At 74.8% G+C, this 16,266-nt stretch carries 15 protein-coding genes; 4 read left to right on the top strand and 11 right to left on the bottom strand.

Features of this window, described 5'->3' with window-relative positions:
* Positions 1-62: 62 nt before the first annotated feature.
* On the bottom strand, positions 63-590 hold the full coding sequence (locus ACFVZH_RS01900) for a hypothetical protein (protein ID WP_384891609.1): 528 nt from the start codon (positions 588-590) through the stop codon (positions 63-65).
* A gap of 461 nt (positions 591-1,051) precedes the next feature.
* Between ACFVZH_RS01900 and ACFVZH_RS01905 the strand changes: the two genes are divergently transcribed.
* The gene (locus ACFVZH_RS01905) at positions 1,052-1,714 is read left to right on the top strand and encodes a class F sortase (RefSeq protein ID WP_384891612.1); all 663 of its coding nucleotides are present in this window, start codon (positions 1,052-1,054) and stop codon (positions 1,712-1,714) included.
* A gap of 78 nt (positions 1,715-1,792) precedes the next feature.
* Here the strand turns inward: ACFVZH_RS01905 and ACFVZH_RS01910 are convergent, their stop codons facing one another.
* Entirely contained in the window at positions 1,793-2,668 is an 876-nt protein-coding gene (locus ACFVZH_RS01910) for a polysaccharide deacetylase family protein (RefSeq protein WP_384891615.1), read from the bottom strand.
* Positions 2,669-2,780: 112 nt separating this feature from the next.
* Complete coding sequence (locus tag ACFVZH_RS01915; RefSeq protein ID WP_384891618.1) at positions 2,781-4,001, bottom strand: CapA family protein; 1,221 nt, start codon at positions 3,999-4,001, stop codon at positions 2,781-2,783.
* Positions 4,002-4,261: 260 nt separating this feature from the next.
* On the opposite strand from ACFVZH_RS01915, the gene ACFVZH_RS01920 reads away from it, so the two are divergent.
* The 3 genes from ACFVZH_RS01920 to ACFVZH_RS01930 all read left to right on the top strand — a co-directional run bounded on the left by ACFVZH_RS01920 (position 4,262) and on the right by ACFVZH_RS01930 (position 5,944).
* On the top strand, positions 4,262-4,822 hold the full coding sequence (locus ACFVZH_RS01920) for a sigma-70 family RNA polymerase sigma factor (RefSeq protein WP_384891621.1): 561 nt from the start codon (positions 4,262-4,264) through the stop codon (positions 4,820-4,822).
* Between the two features lie 4 nt (positions 4,823-4,826).
* On the top strand, positions 4,827-5,240 hold the full coding sequence (locus ACFVZH_RS01925; RefSeq protein ID WP_384891624.1) for a PaaI family thioesterase: 414 nt from the start codon (positions 4,827-4,829) through the stop codon (positions 5,238-5,240).
* Between the two features lie 200 nt (positions 5,241-5,440).
* Positions 5,441-5,944: a hypothetical protein gene (locus tag ACFVZH_RS01930; protein WP_384891626.1), complete on the top strand. Its 504-nt coding sequence runs from the start codon at positions 5,441-5,443 to the stop codon at positions 5,942-5,944.
* Positions 5,945-5,964: 20 nt separating this feature from the next.
* Here ACFVZH_RS01930 and ACFVZH_RS01935 read toward each other — a convergent pair whose 3' ends face one another.
* The 8 genes from ACFVZH_RS01935 to ACFVZH_RS01970 all read right to left on the bottom strand — a co-directional run bounded on the left by ACFVZH_RS01935 (position 5,965) and on the right by ACFVZH_RS01970 (position 16,062).
* Positions 5,965-7,179 carry a histidine kinase gene (locus tag ACFVZH_RS01935; RefSeq protein ID WP_384891628.1) on the bottom strand — a complete coding sequence of 405 codons (1,215 nt, stop codon included), beginning with the start codon at positions 7,177-7,179 and terminating at the stop codon, positions 5,965-5,967.
* A gap of 31 nt (positions 7,180-7,210) precedes the next feature.
* Positions 7,211-8,944 (bottom strand): cation acetate symporter, encoded by a 1,734-nt coding sequence (locus ACFVZH_RS01940; protein ID WP_384891631.1) that lies wholly within the window; start codon positions 8,942-8,944, stop codon positions 7,211-7,213.
* Positions 8,945-8,963: 19 nt separating this feature from the next.
* On the bottom strand, positions 8,964-9,350 hold the full coding sequence (locus ACFVZH_RS01945) for a hypothetical protein (RefSeq protein WP_384891634.1): 387 nt from the start codon (positions 9,348-9,350) through the stop codon (positions 8,964-8,966).
* Positions 9,351-9,467: 117 nt separating this feature from the next.
* The gene (locus tag ACFVZH_RS01950) at positions 9,468-10,217 is read right to left on the bottom strand and encodes a LytR/AlgR family response regulator transcription factor (RefSeq protein ID WP_384891636.1); all 750 of its coding nucleotides are present in this window, start codon (positions 10,215-10,217) and stop codon (positions 9,468-9,470) included.
* Positions 10,218-10,271: 54 nt separating this feature from the next.
* A complete protein-coding gene (locus tag ACFVZH_RS01955) occupies positions 10,272-11,144 on the bottom strand; it encodes an Fpg/Nei family DNA glycosylase (protein ID WP_384891637.1) in 873 nt (290 codons plus the stop codon).
* A gap of 57 nt (positions 11,145-11,201) precedes the next feature.
* Positions 11,202-12,560 carry a wax ester/triacylglycerol synthase family O-acyltransferase gene (locus tag ACFVZH_RS01960; protein WP_384891732.1) on the bottom strand — a complete coding sequence of 453 codons (1,359 nt, stop codon included), beginning with the start codon at positions 12,558-12,560 and terminating at the stop codon, positions 11,202-11,204.
* Positions 12,561-12,719: 159 nt separating this feature from the next.
* Positions 12,720-14,696 carry a SpoIIE family protein phosphatase gene (locus tag ACFVZH_RS01965; RefSeq protein WP_384891734.1) on the bottom strand — a complete coding sequence of 659 codons (1,977 nt, stop codon included), beginning with the start codon at positions 14,694-14,696 and terminating at the stop codon, positions 12,720-12,722.
* A 157-nt stretch (positions 14,697-14,853) separates the two neighbouring features.
* Positions 14,854-16,062, bottom strand: a complete 1,209-nt coding sequence (locus ACFVZH_RS01970; RefSeq protein ID WP_384891640.1) for a DUF6777 domain-containing protein — start codon at positions 16,060-16,062, stop codon at positions 14,854-14,856.
* Positions 16,063-16,266: the final 204 nt, after the last annotated feature.

Consider the following 16,266-nt stretch of genomic DNA (forward strand, 5'->3'; position numbering starts at 1 on the left):
CGGGTCCCGGTGGGGACTCGGGGGCGACGGGCACAACCGGCCGACCGGGAGGCTCGGCAGGGTCAGACCGCCGCGCCGGTCACGCGCCGGCGGCGGGCGATGAAGACTCCGCCGCCGAGAGCGGCCGCGGCGACGAGTGAACCGCCGATGGCCATCTCCGCGGAGCTCGGGGCCATCGAGCCGCCGAGGCCACCCTGCGCGCCCTGGCCGGCCAGGACCCGGAACGGCTGGGTGAGCGTACGGCCGTTGCACTGGACGGCCAGGTTGTACTGGCCGGGCGTGGCGTGGTCGAAGATGCGGGGAGTGGCGGTGGAGACCCCGTTGACGGCGGCGGGGAGCGTGGTCGTCGGGAAGGCGTTCGACGTGACCGTGCCACCGGCGCAGCCCCGGACGGTGATCGTGAGGATCGCGCCCTGGTGGACCGCGAAGGGGGACACGGTGACACCGTTGGAACCGTCTCCGCCCCGCTCGGCCTGGAGAGGGATGACCGTCACGTTGCTGGGCCCGTTGGTGGCGGTGGCGAGAGGGGCCGCGAGTCCGAGCGCCGCGAACGCGGTCGCCGTCACCGCCAGAGTGCGTGCAGCACGCATGGTTGAACCTCCTGTGGAAGACGCCCCAAAGCGGTGCTCCGGGAGATTCGACGAGTACGCCTTCCATGACGAACCATCACAAGTCGGTGCGAGCCGTGCATGTCGACGCTGGGCCACCCCGGTGAGGCGACACGTCGGGGAAGGGACCCCCTGAGGCAACGTAACCGCAGGTCACAGCCGTTCAGGATGCTTATCTGACGATTACTCGGATGGGTCAGCCCGGTTGTCACCCGGCTGCGCCCCGCGCCCGCTTCGGCGTTCGCTCCAGCGCCCGCTTCCGCGCTCACTCACGCGCAGGCTCCCCGCTCGCCTCCGCCGAGGTCGGCCGAGAGCCTCCCCCCGCACCCCCGGTGGCGGGCCGGACACCCGTCCGGCGGCGGCCCCCCACCCGTTCGCGCCGTCCGGCGCGACGGCCCGCGCGACGGCCCATACCGTTCTGACGACGCCGAGAAGGGAGAACCATGCCCCCGAAGGACTTCCGCGTCTTCCAGCGCAGGAGACGCCGCCCCTGGGGCGTCCTGGCCCTCGCCATGCTGTCCGGGCTCGCGATGATGCGCAACGGGGTGGACGTCGCCCTCGGGCCGCCTCAGCCCGCCGCCGCGGCCCGGCCGGTGGCGCACCCGGTCGCCCCGCCACCACCCGCCGCGAACACCGGTCTGGAGCCGCTGCCCTTCGCACCGGCGTCCCGGATCAAGATCCCGGCGATCCAGGTGGCGGCCCCCGTCATGGACGTGGGCCTGGACTCGGACGACTGGGTGGCGGCCCCGCCCCCGGAGGACCCCAACCTCGCCGGCTGGTACCAGAACGGCATCGCCCCCGGCATGCGCGGCACCTCCGTCATCGTCGGCCACGTCGACAACGCGAAGGGCCCGGCGGTCTTCTACGGGCTGGGCTCGCTCCAGAAGGGCCAGCACATCGAGGTCGAGCGGTACGACGGCCGGGTCGCGGTCTTCGAGATCTACGGCGTCGAGGTGTACGCGAAGGACAACTTCCCCGGCGTGCAGGTCTACGCCGACAACGGGGAGCCGGAACTCCGGGTGATCACCTGCGGCGGCGGCTATTCGCGCGCGCGTGGCTATGACGGGAACGTCGTCGTCTACGCACGCATGGTCGGCGCGCGCTAGTCGCCACGCGCTCGTCGCCACGCGCACAGGAAGGCCCCGGCACGCGAGGTGCCGGGGCCTTCCGCCGTACCCGCGCGGTCAGCGCCGGGGGACGGTGATGTGGTAGCCGGCGTCGAGGAGTTCGGGCAGGTAGCGGCGGAGCGCGGCGACGCTCTGGGAGCGGTTGCCGCCCGCGTCATGCGAGAGGACCACGGTGCCGGGGGCGGCGCCGTCGAGGACGCGGCGGACGATGCTGTCGGTACCGGGCTCCTTCCAGTCCAGGGTGTCGACGGTCCACGCGAGCGGCTCCATGCCCAGCTCGGCGCCGATCTCGAAGGAGTGCCGGTTCCAGGCGCCGTAGGGGGCCCGGTACCAGAGCGGGGCCGTGCCCAGGGTCCGCTCGACGACCTCGCTGGTGGAGCCGAGCTCGTCGCGGATGCGGGAGGGCCGCAGCTTGGGGATGAGCGGGTGGGACCAGGAGTGGTTGCCGACGACGTGACCGTCCTCGGCCATCTCCCGCAGCAGGTCCTGGTTGTCGACGGCCATCTCGCCGCAGACGAAGAACATCGCCCGGCAGTCGTAGCGGCGCAGGGTCTCCAGGATCGCGGGGGTGTAGCGGGGGTCGGGACCGTCGTCAAAGGTCAGCACCATCGAGCGGCCGACTCCCGACATGCTGAGGAAGGGCCGCTGCCGCACCGGCGGCACCGCGCGCCGGAACGCCGGCGGCGCGTAGGCCGTCATCGGCTGGAGCCGGTACGCCGCCGGGCGCAGCCGGGCCGCCGCGGCCTGCGGTCCTGCGGCGGGCCCGGGTGTCGCCGCCCCTCCGCGCCCGACCGCGGACGCGCCCTGGGGCGCGGACGCGGCGCCGGAGGCGGGCTCGGGCGTGGCGAACCGGTCGGCCGCGAGGACGCCGACGGTGGCGGTGGCGCCGAGGGCGGCGGCAAGGCGCAGCACCGTCCGACGCCCACTGGTCATCTGATCCTTTTTCATGACCAATGGTTCATACGGGCGAGCCTTCACGTACCTCACCGACACCGGATGCCTGTCCGAAAACACCCGATGAGCCGATACTCTGGGACCGGCCCGGTTACCTCCCCATCACCAGGCCGTCCTTGCCGGCGCCGCGGCTGAGCACCACCTGCCGGATCGTCTCGCGGATCTCGGCGCGGTGCGGGTCGCCGCCGTCGGCGGCGAGGTTGACCACCCGGCCGCGTGCGGTGTCGAACCACTGGGGGATGAACTCGGCCTTCGTGACCTCCCAGCGCCCGCCGGGCGCGCGCGGCGGGGCGAAGGTGAAGCGGCCGAGGGTGCCCTGGTTGCCGCGCGGGTCGTAGGCGCCCTCGTGGTTGATCATGTCGCCGGCGATCTGGTCGCCCATCCCGTAGACGATCCAGGTGCCGTTGACCTTCTCGTACGCCTGCGGGACGTGGGCGTGCGTGCCGATGATCAGGTCGATGTCCGGGCGGCCCCCGGTCTGCGAGGCGGTCAGCGCACGGCCGAGGGAGAGCTGCCGCTCGTCGGCCTCGGTCTGCCATTCGGTGCCCCAGTGGACGCTGACCACGACCACGTCCGCGCCGGCCGCCCGGGCGGCGCGCGCGTCGGCGACGACCTTCTTCTCGTCGAGCAGCTGGACGGCCCAGGGCCGGCCCTCGGGCAGCGGGTAGCCGTTGGTGTCGTAGGTGTAGGCGAGCTGGGCCACGGTGGCGCCGCCGGCCTTGAGCAGTGCGGGCCGCGCGGCCTCCTCGGCGGTGCGGGCCGAGCCGGCGTGGCGGACGCCCGCCTTGTCGAGGGCGTCGAGGGTGCGGCCGAGGCCGTCCGCCCCGTCGTCGAGCGTGTGGTTGGAGGCGGTGGAACAGGAGTCGTACCCGGTGGCCTTGAGCGCCGCGGCGACCTCGGGCGGCGACTTGAAGGCGGGGTAGCCGGTGTAGGGCCCGCCCTCCTCCCCGTACACGGTCTCCATGTGGCAGAGGGCGATGTCGGCCCGCGAGACCACGGGCTTCACGCCCGAGAGCATGGGGCGGAAGTCGTATCCCCCACCTCCGGAGTCCTCGGCCGCGCGGCGGATGATCGAGTCGTGCGGGAGGACGTCGCCGGAGGCCACCAGGGTGAATCCGACGGGGGCGGAGGCACCGCCCGGTGCCGCGGAGGGGGCCTCGGGGCGCGCCGCCCCCGGTGGTCCGGCCGTGGTTCCGGGGGTGGGTGTCCCACCGCCCGGGCCGCCGCCGCTCCCGTCGGTGCAGCCGGTCGCCGCCGCGAGCAGGAGGACGGTGAGCGCCGCCACCCCCGCCGGTCTGGTGCGTGAGGTCATGTTCGGCACTCCACCCAACTCATCTGATGAACACCTGTTCTGATGAATTGAGCTCCCGGAAAAGCCCCAGTCAAGGGTCAAGGCCGTGGAGGGCCACGAACCCCGCTGAATCGGACGCACCGGCTCCGGCTGACCGCTCGCCGTACCATTCGCCGCTCGGTGCGACCGTTCGTCGCAGACCGCTGTCCGGTCCCTGTCCCTCGCCTTCCGAATGCGCTCGTATACGGCCCGGACGACGAGCCGCGGGAGAGGTGGGCAGCATGACGACGGCGACGACCGACGAACGGACCCTGGAGGAACTGCAGCGGGACCACGGCCCCGCACTGCTCTCCTTCCTGCTCGGACTGACCTACGGCGACCGGCAGCGGGCCGAGGACCTCGCCCAGGAGACCCTGGTGCGGGCCTGGCTCCACCCGGAGGCGTTCGACGACGCCTACGCCTCGATCCGGCCCTGGCTCTTCACCGTGGCGCGCCGGCTCGCCATCGACGCCCGCCGCTCCCGGCTCGCCCGGCCGACCGAGATCGGCGACGGCGTCCTGGCCGTCACGCCCGACCCGGCCGACGCCACCGCCACCGCCGAGGCCGCGCTCGACGTACGGGCGGCCGTCCGCGGGCTGAGCCCCGAGCACCGGGCGGTGCTCGTCCGCCTCTACTTCCACGGCCTCACCGTCAACGAGGCCGCCGTCGAGCTCGGTATCCCCGCCGGGACCGTCAAGTCCCGCTCGCACTACGCGCTGCGCCAGCTCGGCCGCTCGCTGCCCGGCTACCGGCCGCCGCGCCGCGCGGGCGTTGCCCGCCCCCGGGCCGGGGCCCCACAATGACGCCGTGACGCTGACACTCGCCGCCGCCGAACAGGTCCTCGCCGACAACTTCGCCCCCTGGGTGCTCGATCTGGGGCTCTCGGTCGCCTCCGTCGACGGGACGGGGGCCGTGCTCCGGCTCCCCTGGTCCGACCGGCTCGCCCGGGAGGGCGGCGGCCTCTCCGGCCAGGCCCTGATGGCCGCCGCCGACACCGCCACGGTGATCGCGGTGGCCGCGGCCCGCGGCGGCTTCGTGCCGATGACCACCGTCCAGCAGTCCATCAGCTTCCAGCGGGCGGTCGTCGGCGCGGACGTCCTGGTGCACGCCCGGCTGACCAAGGCGGGGAAGCGGATGGCCTTCGCCGACATCACCATGACCGCGGAGGGCACGGAGGAGACCGCGGCCCACGCCACCGCCGTGTACGCGCTCCTCGGCTGAGCCCGGCCCCACCCGCCCCTCACGCCTCTCTCGGAACGCCTGGCATCAGGAACCTCACCGGCACCGATCCGGCCGGAGAACGTATCCGAAACCACACGGGCGAGTTGAGCAAAGCGGGACCCGCGGGGGCCCTTCTCGGAGGAGGCTCTCCCCCGGGCCCTGACGTCCGGGACCCCGACGTCCGGGAGAAGGTGGGAGCGTTGCTGCCCGAGAGCACGAACGGCGCCGGCGGCACGAGTGGCGGCGGACTCGCCGTCCCGATGGCCTGGCTGTGCGCCGAGTACCTGGCCGACGAGGTGCTGCGGGCCGCCGCGCTCGTCGCGCCCGGCTCACTGGAGTACCGGGCCGGCCTCCAGACCCTGGCCCTCACCGTCCACCTCTCGGCGGAGCCGGGGGGACCGGCGGGCGCGTGGGCCGCCCACGGGGTCGACGAGTGGCTGCGCCACACGGCGTACGACCGGCCCTGGCCGCCCTGGGTCGAGAAACGGCTCGCCGCCCGGCGCGCGGTCGACGGCGACGCACCCGACCTGGCGCTCGCGCAGAGCGCCTGGCGCCGGCTGCGGGACACCTGGGTACGCGCCGCCGACCTGGACGGCCGCACGGCCGGCGATCCCGATTCGCCCGTCGACGAGGACGAACAGGTCTGGCTGCCCGCCTGGAAGCTGGGCCTCCCGCTCGCCCATCTCTCCCTGCACCTGCGCTGACCGGCCGGGCGTCCCGCCGGTCAGGCCGGTGGCGCCGAACGGTGCACCCCAGGGCGGTACTTGGGGATGCGTACCGTCACCTTCATCCCGGCGCCGAGCCCCGTCTCGATGACGAGACCGTGCTCCGTGCCGTACACCTGGCGCAGCCGCTCGTCCACGTTGGAGAGGCCGATGCCGGAGCCGGCCGGGTGCTCGCCGCGCAGGACGGCGCGCAGCACCTCCGGGTCCATGCCGATGCCGTCGTCCTCGACGGTCACCACGGCCTCGGCGCCCGCGTCACGGGCGGCGATCGTGACCCGGCAGCCCCGCTCACGGTCCTGCAGGCCGTGCTTGACCGCGTTCTCCACCAGCGGCTGGAGGCAGAGGAACGGCAGGGTCACCGGCAGCACCTCGGGGGCGATCTGCAGCGTCACCTTCAGCCGGTCCCCGAACCGCGCCCCGGCCAGCGCCAAGTACTGCTCGATGGAGCGCAGTTCGTCGGCGAGCTGGGCGAACTCGCCGTGCCTGCGGAACGAGTAGCGGGTGAAGTCGGCGAACTCCAGGAGGAGCTCCCGGGCCCGCTCGGGGTCGGTGCGGACGAAAGAGGCGATGGCCGCGAGGGAGTTGAAGATGAAGTGCGGCGAGATCTGGGCGCGCAGGGCCCTGATCTCGGCCTCCACGATCCTGGTGCGCGACCGGTCCAGCTCGGCCAGTTCCAGTTGTACGGAGGCCCAGCGGGCCACCTCCGTCGCCGCCCGCACCAGGACGGCCGACTCCCGCGAGCCGTAGGCGACGAGCGCTCCGAGGACCCCGTCCTCTGCCGTGAGCGGGGCGATCACCGCCCAGCGCAGCGGGCAGGCGGGGTCGGCGCAGCCGGTGGGAGCCGAGCGGCTGCGGCCGGTCGCCAGCGTCTCGGCCGCCTCCTCCGGCACATGCGCGCGGTGGTGGTCCTCGCCGGGGCCGTCCCAGGCGAGGACCGCGCCCCGGTCGGTGAGACACAGCGCCTCGGTGCCGAGCAGCGAGCGGAGGGTGCCGGCCGCCCTGCGGGCGGTCTCCTCGGTGAGTCCGGCACGCAGCGGCGGCGCGGCCAGCGAGGCGGTGTGCAGGGTGTGGAAGGTCGCCCGCTCGACCGGGGTGCCGAGACCGGGATCGGCGGCCCGGCCGCCGCGCCGGGCGGCGAGCCGCCCGAGCACGAAGCCCGCGGCGAGCAGCACGGCCCCGGTGGCGACCGCGGCGGCCAGGGCGATGCCGCTCATCGGCATGCCTCCCGGGTGGCGACGGTTCCGCTCATCGGCGCGCCTCCTGGGCGGGGACGGTTCCGGTGAACTCCTCCGGGAGGTGGAGCCGGGCGAGGAGGGCGGGGGTGCCGGGCGGGATCCGGCGGGGGGTGGCGAGCGAGACGAGCACCATGGTGAGGAAGCCGAGGGGGACCGACCAGACGGCGGGCCAGGCCATCAGCGTGTGCGGCCAGCCCTCGGGGGCGAGACCGGCCCGGGTGGCCATCACGGCGGCGAGGGCGGAGCCGCCGCCGAGCAGGAGTCCCGCCATGGCGCCGGGCGGGGTGAGCCGCCGCCACCAGATGCCGAGGACGAGCAGGGGGCAGAAGGAGGAGGCGGAGACCGCGAAGGCGAGTCCGACGGCGTCGGCGACGGGCACCTTGGAGGCGACCACCCCGACGGCGAGCGGGACGGCGGTGGCGAGCAGGGTCGCGAGCCGGAAGTGGCGTACGCCCCGGGAGGGCAGGACGTCCTGGGTGAGGACGCCGGCGACGGACATGGTGAGTCCGGAGGCGGTGGAGAGGAAGGCCGCGAAGGCACCGCCGGCGAGGAGCGCCCCGAGGAGGTCGCCGAGAAGTCCGCCGAGGATGCGGTCGGGCAGGACGAGGACGGCGGCGTCGGCGGAGCCCGTGAGGGCGAGTTCGGGGGCGTAGATCCGGCCGAGGGCGCCGTACAGCGGGGGCAGCAGGTAGAAGGCGCCGACGAGGCCGAGGACGACGAGGGTGGTGCGGCGGGCGGCCCGGCCGTGCGGGCTGGTGTAGAAGCGGACGGCGACGTGCGGCAGGCCCATGGTGCCGAGGAAGGTCGCCAGGATCAGCCCGTACGTGGCGTAGAGCTGGTGTCCGTCGCGGCCGCCGGCGAGCGGCTGGGACCAGCCGAGGGGGTCGGAGCCGCTGGCGGACCGCTCGGGCAGGGGCGCGCCCGGGGCGAAGGAGAGCGTGGTGCCGCCGAGGACGTGGTGGGTGCCGGGGACGAGGGTGACGGCCCGGTCCTCGTACGGGACGGAGTCGACGGTGCCGGTGACGGTGACGGTGAGCGGGTCGTCGAGCCCGATCCGTACCGTGTCGGCGACCCGGACGACGGTGTGGCCGCGCAGCACGGCGGGGGCATCGAAGCGGGCCCGGGGCGCGCCGTCCCCGTACCAGGCGGTGAGCAGGAAGAGGGCGGGGACGAGCAGGGCGGTGAGTTTCAGCCAGTACTGGAACGCCTGCACGAAGGTGATGCTGCGCATGCCGCCCGCGGCGACGGTGCCGGTGACGACGAGCGCGACGAGCAGCCCGCCGACCCAGTCGGGGGCGCCGGTCAGGATCTCCAGGGTGAGTCCGGCGCCCTGGAGCTGCGGCAGCAGATAGAGCCAGCCGATGCCGACGACGAAGAGGCTGGCGAGCCGGCGGGCCTGGGGGGACTGGAGACGGGCCTCGGCGAAGTCGGAGAGGGTGTACGCCCCCGAGCGGCGCAGCGGGGCGGCCACCAGGACGAGGAGCACGAGGTATCCGGCGGTGTAGCCCACCGGGTACCAGAGCATGGCGGGGCCCTGGACGAGGACGAGGCCCGCGATGCCGAGGAAGGACGCGGCGGAGAGGTACTCGCCGCTGATGGCGGCGGCGTTGAGGCCCGGCCGCACGGTCCGCGAGGCGACGTAGAAGTCGGAGGTGGTGCGGGAGATCCGCAGGCCGAGGGCGCCGATGAGGACGGTGGCGAGGACGACGGCGGTGACGGCGACGACGGCGTGGGTCTGGTTCATGCGGGGCGGTTCACCGTTCTCACCGCTCGACGAGGCCGGTGAAGTCGCGTTCGTTGCGCTCGGCCCGGCGGACGTACCAGTGGGCGATGCCCCAGATGACCGGGTACACGCCGAAGCCGAGGGCGCCCCAGACGAGCGCCTCGGGCGCGGGCAGCGCGAGCAGCAGCGGCAGCGAGCCCACGAGCAGGGCGAGCGCGCCGAGGGCGGTCAGGGCCGCGCGGAGCTGGCTGCGCATCAGGGAGCGGACGTAGGTGTGGCCGAGGGTGGTCTGCTCGTCGATCTCGGAGCGGGCCGGCGGGTGGACGGGCCGCCGTGCGGCCGGTCCCGGCACGGCTCGGGCGCCGTGAGCGGAGGCGTACGTGACGGTCTCGCGCCGGGGTCTGCGCGGGGGGTGGTGCTCGGACATCGGGGTCCGCTCCCGCCTCTCTCGACGACTTCCGACGGCTCGCCCGGGCGGCTCACCGGCCCGGCGGACGCGTGGAGTCTACGCAGCGGGCCCCGGCCGCGGTAGACGTACGGGCGGTCAGCCGCCGGCCCGGCGCATCAGGAGGTCGCGCAGGTGGCGGGCGTGGCGGCGGCTGACGGCGAGGTCGGTCCCGCCGACGCGGACGGAGGTGGCGCCGCCGTCGAGCCGGAGTTCGTCGATCCGGGCGAGGGCCACCAGGTGGCTGCGGTGGATGCGGACGAAGCCCCGGGCGGCCCACCGCTCCTCCAGGGTGGAGAGCGGGATGCGGACGAGGTGGCTGCCGTGGTCGGTGTGGAGGCGGGCGTAGTCGCCGTGGGCCTCCGCGTACGCGATGTCGTCGACCGGGAGGAACCGGGTGACGCCGCCGAGTTCGACGGGGATCTGCTCGGGGGCCGCGGGAGCGGGCGCCGCGGTGGCGTGCACCAGGTCGTGGACCCGGCGGACGGCCTCGGCGAGGCGCTCGCGGCGCACCGGTTTGAGGACGTAGTCGACGGCCTTCAGGTCGAACGCCTGGAGCGCGAAGCCCTCGTGGGCGGTGACGAAGACGACGAGCGGCGGGCGGGCGAACCCGGCGAGCAGCCGGGCCACGTCGAGTCCGGTGAGGCCGGGCATGTGGATGTCGAGGAAGACGACGTCGATGCCCCCGTCGCCGTCCGGTCCGGACTCCAGGGCGCGCCCGATCCTGCGCAGGGCCGCGGTGGCGTCGCCCGCGCCCTCGGCGGTGCGGACGCGGGGGTCGGCGCGCAGCAGGTAGAGCAGCTCCCCGAGGGCGGGTTCCTCGTCGTCGACGGCCAGTACGCGCAGCATGCGGCGGAGTGTAGTGCGCGGGCCCGGGCGCTCTCGGCGCGCGGGCCCGGCCCGCTACTTGAGCAGCTTCGACAGGCGGCGGTCGGCGAGGGGTTTCCCGCCGGTCTGGCAGGTGGGGCAGTACTGGAGCGAGGAGTCGCTGAAGGAGACCTCGCGGATGGTGTCGCCGCAGACGGGGCAGGGCTGTCCGGTGCGGCCGTGGACGCGCAGGCCGCTCTTCTTCTCGGCCTTGAGCCTGCCTGCGGCGACGCCGTGGGAGCGGTCGACGGCCTCGCGGAGGGTGCTGCGCATCGCCGTGTAGAGGGCGGTGGTCTCGTCCGGGGTGAGGTTCCGGGTGGGCTTGAAGGGGGACATCCTCGCGGCGTGCAGGATCTCGTCGCTGTAGGCGTTGCCGATGCCGGCGATGAGGCTCTGGTCGCGCAGGGCGCCCTTGATCTGGCGCTGTTCGCCGGCGAGGAGGGTGGCGAAGTCGTCGGGGCCGAAGTCCGCGGCGAGCGGGTCGGGTCCGAGGCGTGCGACGCCCGGCACGTCCCGGGGGTCGCGGACCAGGTGGACGGCGAGGCGTTTGGTGGTGCCGGCCTCGGTGAGGTCGAAGCCGTCGCCGCCGGTGAGCGCCGCCCGCAGGGCAAGCGGGCCCTTGCCGGGTTTCGGCGGGCCGGAGGGCAGCGGGTCCTGCCAGCGGAGCCAGCCCGCCCGGGCCAGGTGGATCAGGAGGTGCAGTTCGCCGGCCGGTCCCTCGGTGGTGAGGTCGAGGAACTTGCCGTGCCGCCCGACGGCGGTGACCTCGGCGCCCTCGACGGCTCCCAGGGGCGGGTCGTACGTCTTGAGGACGCTGATCGCGACGGGCAGGACGCGGGCGAGCTCCTTGCCCACCAGGTGCGTGTCGAGGAACTCGCGCAGCGCTTCCACCTCGGGGAGTTCGGGCATGGCTCCACCCTGCCGCACGGCCGGCCGGGGCGCGCGTCAGGCGCCGTGCCGCCGGGTTTACGGGGGGTCGAGCAGGTCGAGTTCGGCGCCGAGCGCGGTGGCCAGCGCGTCGAGGTCGGGGACGGCCTGGCCGTCGGCGACGAGGCCGATGTGGACCTGGCCGCCGTACGGGGACATGGCGACGGCGAGGGACTGGCCGCGGGCCAGCGGGGCCATCGGGAACAGGGCGCGCAGCGGGGCGCCGCCGAGGGAGAGCGCGGCGCGGGGCAGCGGCACCTGGGTGACGAGCACGTCGAAGAGGAGCCCGGCGGCGCCGGAGGCGAGCGGGGCGCCGAAGCGGTGGGCGAGCGGGTGCAGTTGGTCGGCGAGGAGGGCGACGGCGCCCGCTCCTCGGGAGGGGCCGGCGGCCTTGTTGCGGTCCATGGCGCGGCGGACCGCGGCGATCCGGGCGGCCGGGTCCGCTTCGGTGACCGGCAGGTCGAGGAGGTAGCCGGAGAGGCTGTTCCCGGGGCCGGGCGGGGTGCCGGGACGGCGGCGGGAGACCGGGACGAGGGCGCGGGGGTCGGCGCCGGGGAGCGGCAGGCCGCGCCCCTCGAACCAGCGGCGCAGGGCCCCGGCGGTGACCGCGAGGAGGACGTCGTTGCCGGTGCCGCCGGTGGCGCGGCGGATCCGCTGGACGCGGTCGAGGTCCAGGGTCGCGGTGGCGACCCGGCGGGTGCCGCTGGAGTGGGCGACGAACGCCGCCGCGGGGCGGCCGGCGCGGACGACGGACGAGCCGACGACCGAGGCGCCGACCTCGACGGCCCTGCCGAGGTCGCCCAGGCGGTCCCGGGCGATGCCGAGGAGCCTGCCGGGTCCGGGCAGCCAGGACCGCGGGGGCACGGGGCGGGGGCGGCGGGCGGGGCGGCGGGCGGCGGCGATCTCGTCGAAGATGCCGGCCCCGATGGCGACGGCCCGCATGCCGTCGGCGAGGGCGTGGTGGAGTTTGACGAGGACGGCGAACGAGCCGTCGGGGGCGCCGCTGAGCAGGTACATCTCCCACGGCGGCAGGCCGCGCTCCACGGGGCGTTCCATCAGCTCGGCGGCGAGCCGGGCGGCCTCGGCGGGGAAGTCGGCGCCGGGCAGGACGATCTCGCGGACGTGACGGTGTACGTCGAAGTCCGGGTCGGCGCTCCAGGCGGCGCCGCCGACGGGGAAGAGCACGTCACGGACGCGCATCCGGAGCCGGGGGACGGCGGCGGCGCGGCGGGCGAGCAGTTCCCGCACGTCCGACGGATGCCGGCCGGCCGGGGCGGGCGGGGGCCCGAAGTGGGCGAGGGCGCCGAGGTGGAGGGGGTGGTCGGTGGATTCCAGGTGCCAGAAGGCCAGGTCGAGCGGGGCCAGTAGCTCAGGGGCCGGTGGCTCGAAGGCCGGCAGCTCGGGGGCCGTCGGTTCGGTGGCCGGCGGTTCGGTGGCCAGTAGCTCGCTGCTGCTCAAGGGTGTCCTCACGTCCTGCGCGGAGAGGCGGGAGCCTGAAGTCAATCGCGTACCGACAGTTACGGTCAAGTACGATCAGTTCACGCTCAGTTAACAAGCTCAACGCTCCAAGGTGAACTCACACCACACACACTTGCCTCCACCCCTCGACTCCACGCCCCACACATCGGAGATCCGTTCGACGAGCAGCAGCCCCCGCCCGGACACCCCGGCCTCCCCCGCCTCACGGCGCCGGGGCAGAGCGCTGGAACGATCCTCCACCTCCACCCGAAGCCTCCGCACGGGCCCGGCCAGGATCCGCAGGGTCACGATCGCCCCGCCGTCCGTGTGCATCAGCGCGTTCGTCATCAGCTCGTCGGCGACCAGCTCGATCTCGTCCGCGCGCTCCTCCGCGCCCCAGGCCCGCACGGCGGCCCTGACCATGTGCCGGGCCGAGCTCAGCGCCTCCGGATCGCTCTGCGCCACGTGCTGCCGGAACCGCCCGGCCGGTACGGCGTACCCGCCGTCACGCCGCAGCAACAGGATCGCCACGTCGTCTTCGCCGCCGCGGTCGGCGACCACGTCGCAGAGGTGGTCGGCGAGCTGCTGGAGGTCGCCGGGGCCGCGCTTGACCAGGGAGGTGAGCCACTCGAACCCCTCGTCGAGGTCGGCTCCCGGCTTCTCGACCAGTCCGTCCGTGTAGAGCATCAGGGTCTGTCCCGGATCGAGGTCCAGGGTGGTCACCGGGTAGTCGAGCCTGCCGAACTCGGCGGAGAGTCCGAGCGGCAGCCCGCCCTCGACCGGAATCCTGCGGCAGCTGCCGTCGACCTCCCGCACCAACGGGTCGACATGGCCGGCCCGGACCACCTGGACGACCCCGGTGGCCAGGTCGACCTCGGCGTAGGTGCAGGTGGCGAAGCGTTCGGTGTCCAGCTCGTGCAGGAAGACCGAGGCCCGGGCCATCACCGTGGCCGGCGGGTGCCCCTCGGCGGCGTAGGCGCGCAGCACGATCCGCAGCTGGCCCATGACGGCCGCCGCGTGGGTGTCGTGGCCCTGGACGTCGCCGATGACGGCGCCGACCCGCCCGCCGGGCAGCGGGATGATGTCGTACCAGTCGCCGCCGATGTCCCGGCCGAGCCGGGCCGAACGATACCGGACGGCGGTCTGGGCACCCGGCACCTCGGGGATGCGGCGCGGCAGCATGGCCGTCTGGAGACCCTCGGCGAGGTCGTGCTCCTGCTCGTACAGCATGGCCCGCTGGAGACTCTGGGCGATGCTGCTGCCGAGGGCGACGAGCAGGGTCCGCTCGTCCTCGCTGAAGCCGGTCTTGTCGCTGTAGAGCAGCCCGAGGGCGCCGATCGGCCGGGCCTGGGCGATGAGCGGCAGATAGGCGGCGGCGGTGATGCCGAGCCCGCTGATGTGCGGCCAGAGCACCGGGAAGGAGTCGGCGAAGTCCCTGGCCGAGTCGATGAACCGCGGCCGCAGGGTGCGGATCACCTCGCTCATCGGATACGGCTCGTCCACCCGGGTGAAACGGGTACCCGGCACGAAGGCGCCGTCGGGCCCCTCGGCGACGAGGTGGATGCGCCCGGCCTCGAGCAGGCCCACCACGAGGCTGGCGGCGCCGAAGTGCTCCAGGGCGTGCGAGTCGTTCAGCAGGTCGATGACGTCCTGCACGGTCCGGGCATAGGCGAGGGCCGCCGTGGTGCCCTCGACGACGCCGGCGCGCTGCCGGCGCCCTTCGTCGAGGCCGAGCCGGGCGGCGGACTCGCTGAGTTCGTGGGTGGCGTCGCGCAGGACGCCGACGATCCGCACGGGCCGGCCCGTGTCGTCCCGGTGGACGAGGCCCTGGGTGTGGGTCCACTGGTGGCGGCCGTCGCGGCGGCGGATCCTGAAGTACGCGCCGTACTGGTCGCTGCCCTCCTTGAGCGCCTGCGCCACCATCGTGTCGAGACGGGTGCCCTCGTCCGGCAGGACCCGCGAGCCGAGGGACTCGGGACGGTCGTCGTACTCCGCACGGTCCATGTCGAAGACCTCGAGAGCGGTGTCGTCCATGATCATGATGCCGCTGAGCAGGTCCCAGTCGAAGCCGCCCATCCGGAAGGCGGAGCCGTACTCGTACAGGATCCGGGCCCCGCCGGCCGCCTCCTCCGGCGCACGGCGAAGCCCGCCGACCGCTTCCCCGCCCCCTCCGCCCGCGCTCATGGGGCCACGCTAGGCGCAGCTCCGCCCCCGCGCACCATGAAGATCGGTTTCACCCCTCGAACGCCTCCGGCCGATCCGGCACGGTCCCGGCCGGGAAGACCTCCTCCGGCGGCAGCTCCCCGTCCGGCACGGTGGGCGGCTCGACGGGGGGCTCGATCCCCGGGTCGGGGTACGGCTCCGTGCCGGGGTCGGTGGACGGGTCGGCCTCCGGGTACGGCTCCGAGGGCGGGGCGGGCGGATCGGGGACCGCGGGGGGCGGGCTCGGCGGCACCGGGGACACGGGGCCCGGCGGGAAGGGGTCCGGGGAGGCCGGGTCCGGCGAGGTCGGGTCCGGTGGGGTGCGGCCGCCCGGGGAGTCCGGGTCGGGCCTGGCCGGGTCGGGGGTGGCGGCGTCGGGGGTGGCGGCGTCGGCCAGGGTGCACGCGTCCGGGTCGCAGGCCGGTTCGACGTCGGGCTTGCGGTCCTGGTCCCCGTCGCTGCCGGTGAGCCGCTCGATCCAGCTGCTGTCGGCCGCGTTGACGATGACCAGGCTGCCGACGACGGAGGTGGTCGGCCGGACGACGATGACGCGGTCGGGGTCGAACCCGTCCCAGGGGTCGCCCTGGTGGATGCCCCCCTCGACCTCGACCGGGGTGCGCAGCGGGTTGCCGCAGGCGCAGCGGACCCGCGGGGTGCCGTACTGGTCGACGAGGACCGCCGTACCGGTCTGCAGGACGGACTGGTAGGCGGTGGCCCCGCCCGCGCGGTACCCGTGGTTGGTGACCCTGGCGTCGGCGCGCAGGACGACCGGGGTCAGTCCGCGCAGCCAGTCGCCGACGTTGACCTCGGGGATGCCGGCGGCCTCGGCGAAGACGCGGGTCCTGCCCTGGTCGGCGGAGAGGAGCGCCACCTGCTGCTCGACGTCGCAGCTGGCCTCCGCGCGGGTGCCGCCGTAGAGCCCGGGGGTGGAGCCGGCGATCTCGCGGGCCTGCGGCGCCTCGGTGGGTTCCCGGTCCGGGGCCGACGCCGGTCCGGTGATCCGGGCGGTCGAGGCGGTGAAGGGGTCGGGGCCCCGGGCGCCGGCCGCCTGCAGGACGATGTCCCGCGCGACGGAGGCCGCGGCCTGTTCACCGCCTCCACCGGGATCCTCTCCGCCGGCCGAGCAGCCCGCGAGCAGCAGGGCCGAGGCGATCACCGCGACCGCGGAGCGCGCCGCGACGGGCGGGGCCGTCCGGTCGGCGGCGGGGGCGCGCCGTGTCCGGCGCGAGGGGGTGCGCACCTTGGTTCTCCCGCTTTCTCTCCCCGGGCCCGGCGGCCCGGCTCCGGCCAGTCCTCCATGTGTGTCGCAGTGCGTGACGGGCCGCAAGCGGAGGGCGGCCGACCGGGTCCGGCGCCACCCGGTCGGCAGGAGGCCCCCGCCCCACCCGCTCTCCGTCCGTGCACGACCGGCGCACCACCCGACATCCACTTGAACACGTTCAAG

This window comes from Streptomyces sp. NPDC059534, assembly GCF_042743475.1.
Classification (GTDB): Bacteria; Actinomycetota; Actinomycetes; order Streptomycetales; family Streptomycetaceae; genus Streptomyces.

Coding starts and splice junctions, on each gene's coding strand:
- ACFVZH_RS01900 (WP_384891609.1), bottom strand. CDS start 590: ATGCGTGCTGCACGCACTCTGGCGGTGACGGCGACCGCGTTCGCGGCG.
- ACFVZH_RS01905 (WP_384891612.1), top strand. CDS start 1,052: ATGCCCCCGAAGGACTTCCGCGTCTTCCAGCGCAGGAGACGCCGCCCC.
- ACFVZH_RS01910 (WP_384891615.1), bottom strand. CDS start 2,668: ATGACCAGTGGGCGTCGGACGGTGCTGCGCCTTGCCGCCGCCCTCGGC.
- ACFVZH_RS01915 (WP_384891618.1), bottom strand. CDS start 4,001: ATGACCTCACGCACCAGACCGGCGGGGGTGGCGGCGCTCACCGTCCTC.
- ACFVZH_RS01920 (WP_384891621.1), top strand. CDS start 4,262: ATGACGACGGCGACGACCGACGAACGGACCCTGGAGGAACTGCAGCGG.
- ACFVZH_RS01935 (WP_384891628.1), bottom strand. CDS start 7,179: ATGAGCGGCATCGCCCTGGCCGCCGCGGTCGCCACCGGGGCCGTGCTG.
- ACFVZH_RS01940 (WP_384891631.1), bottom strand. CDS start 8,944: ATGAACCAGACCCACGCCGTCGTCGCCGTCACCGCCGTCGTCCTCGCC.
- ACFVZH_RS01945 (WP_384891634.1), bottom strand. CDS start 9,350: ATGTCCGAGCACCACCCCCCGCGCAGACCCCGGCGCGAGACCGTCACG.
- ACFVZH_RS01950 (WP_384891636.1), bottom strand. CDS start 10,217: ATGCTGCGCGTACTGGCCGTCGACGACGAGGAACCCGCCCTCGGGGAG.
- ACFVZH_RS01955 (WP_384891637.1), bottom strand. CDS start 11,144: ATGCCCGAACTCCCCGAGGTGGAAGCGCTGCGCGAGTTCCTCGACACG.
- ACFVZH_RS01965 (WP_384891734.1), bottom strand. CDS start 14,696: ATGGGCGGCTTCGACTGGGACCTGCTCAGCGGCATCATGATCATGGAC.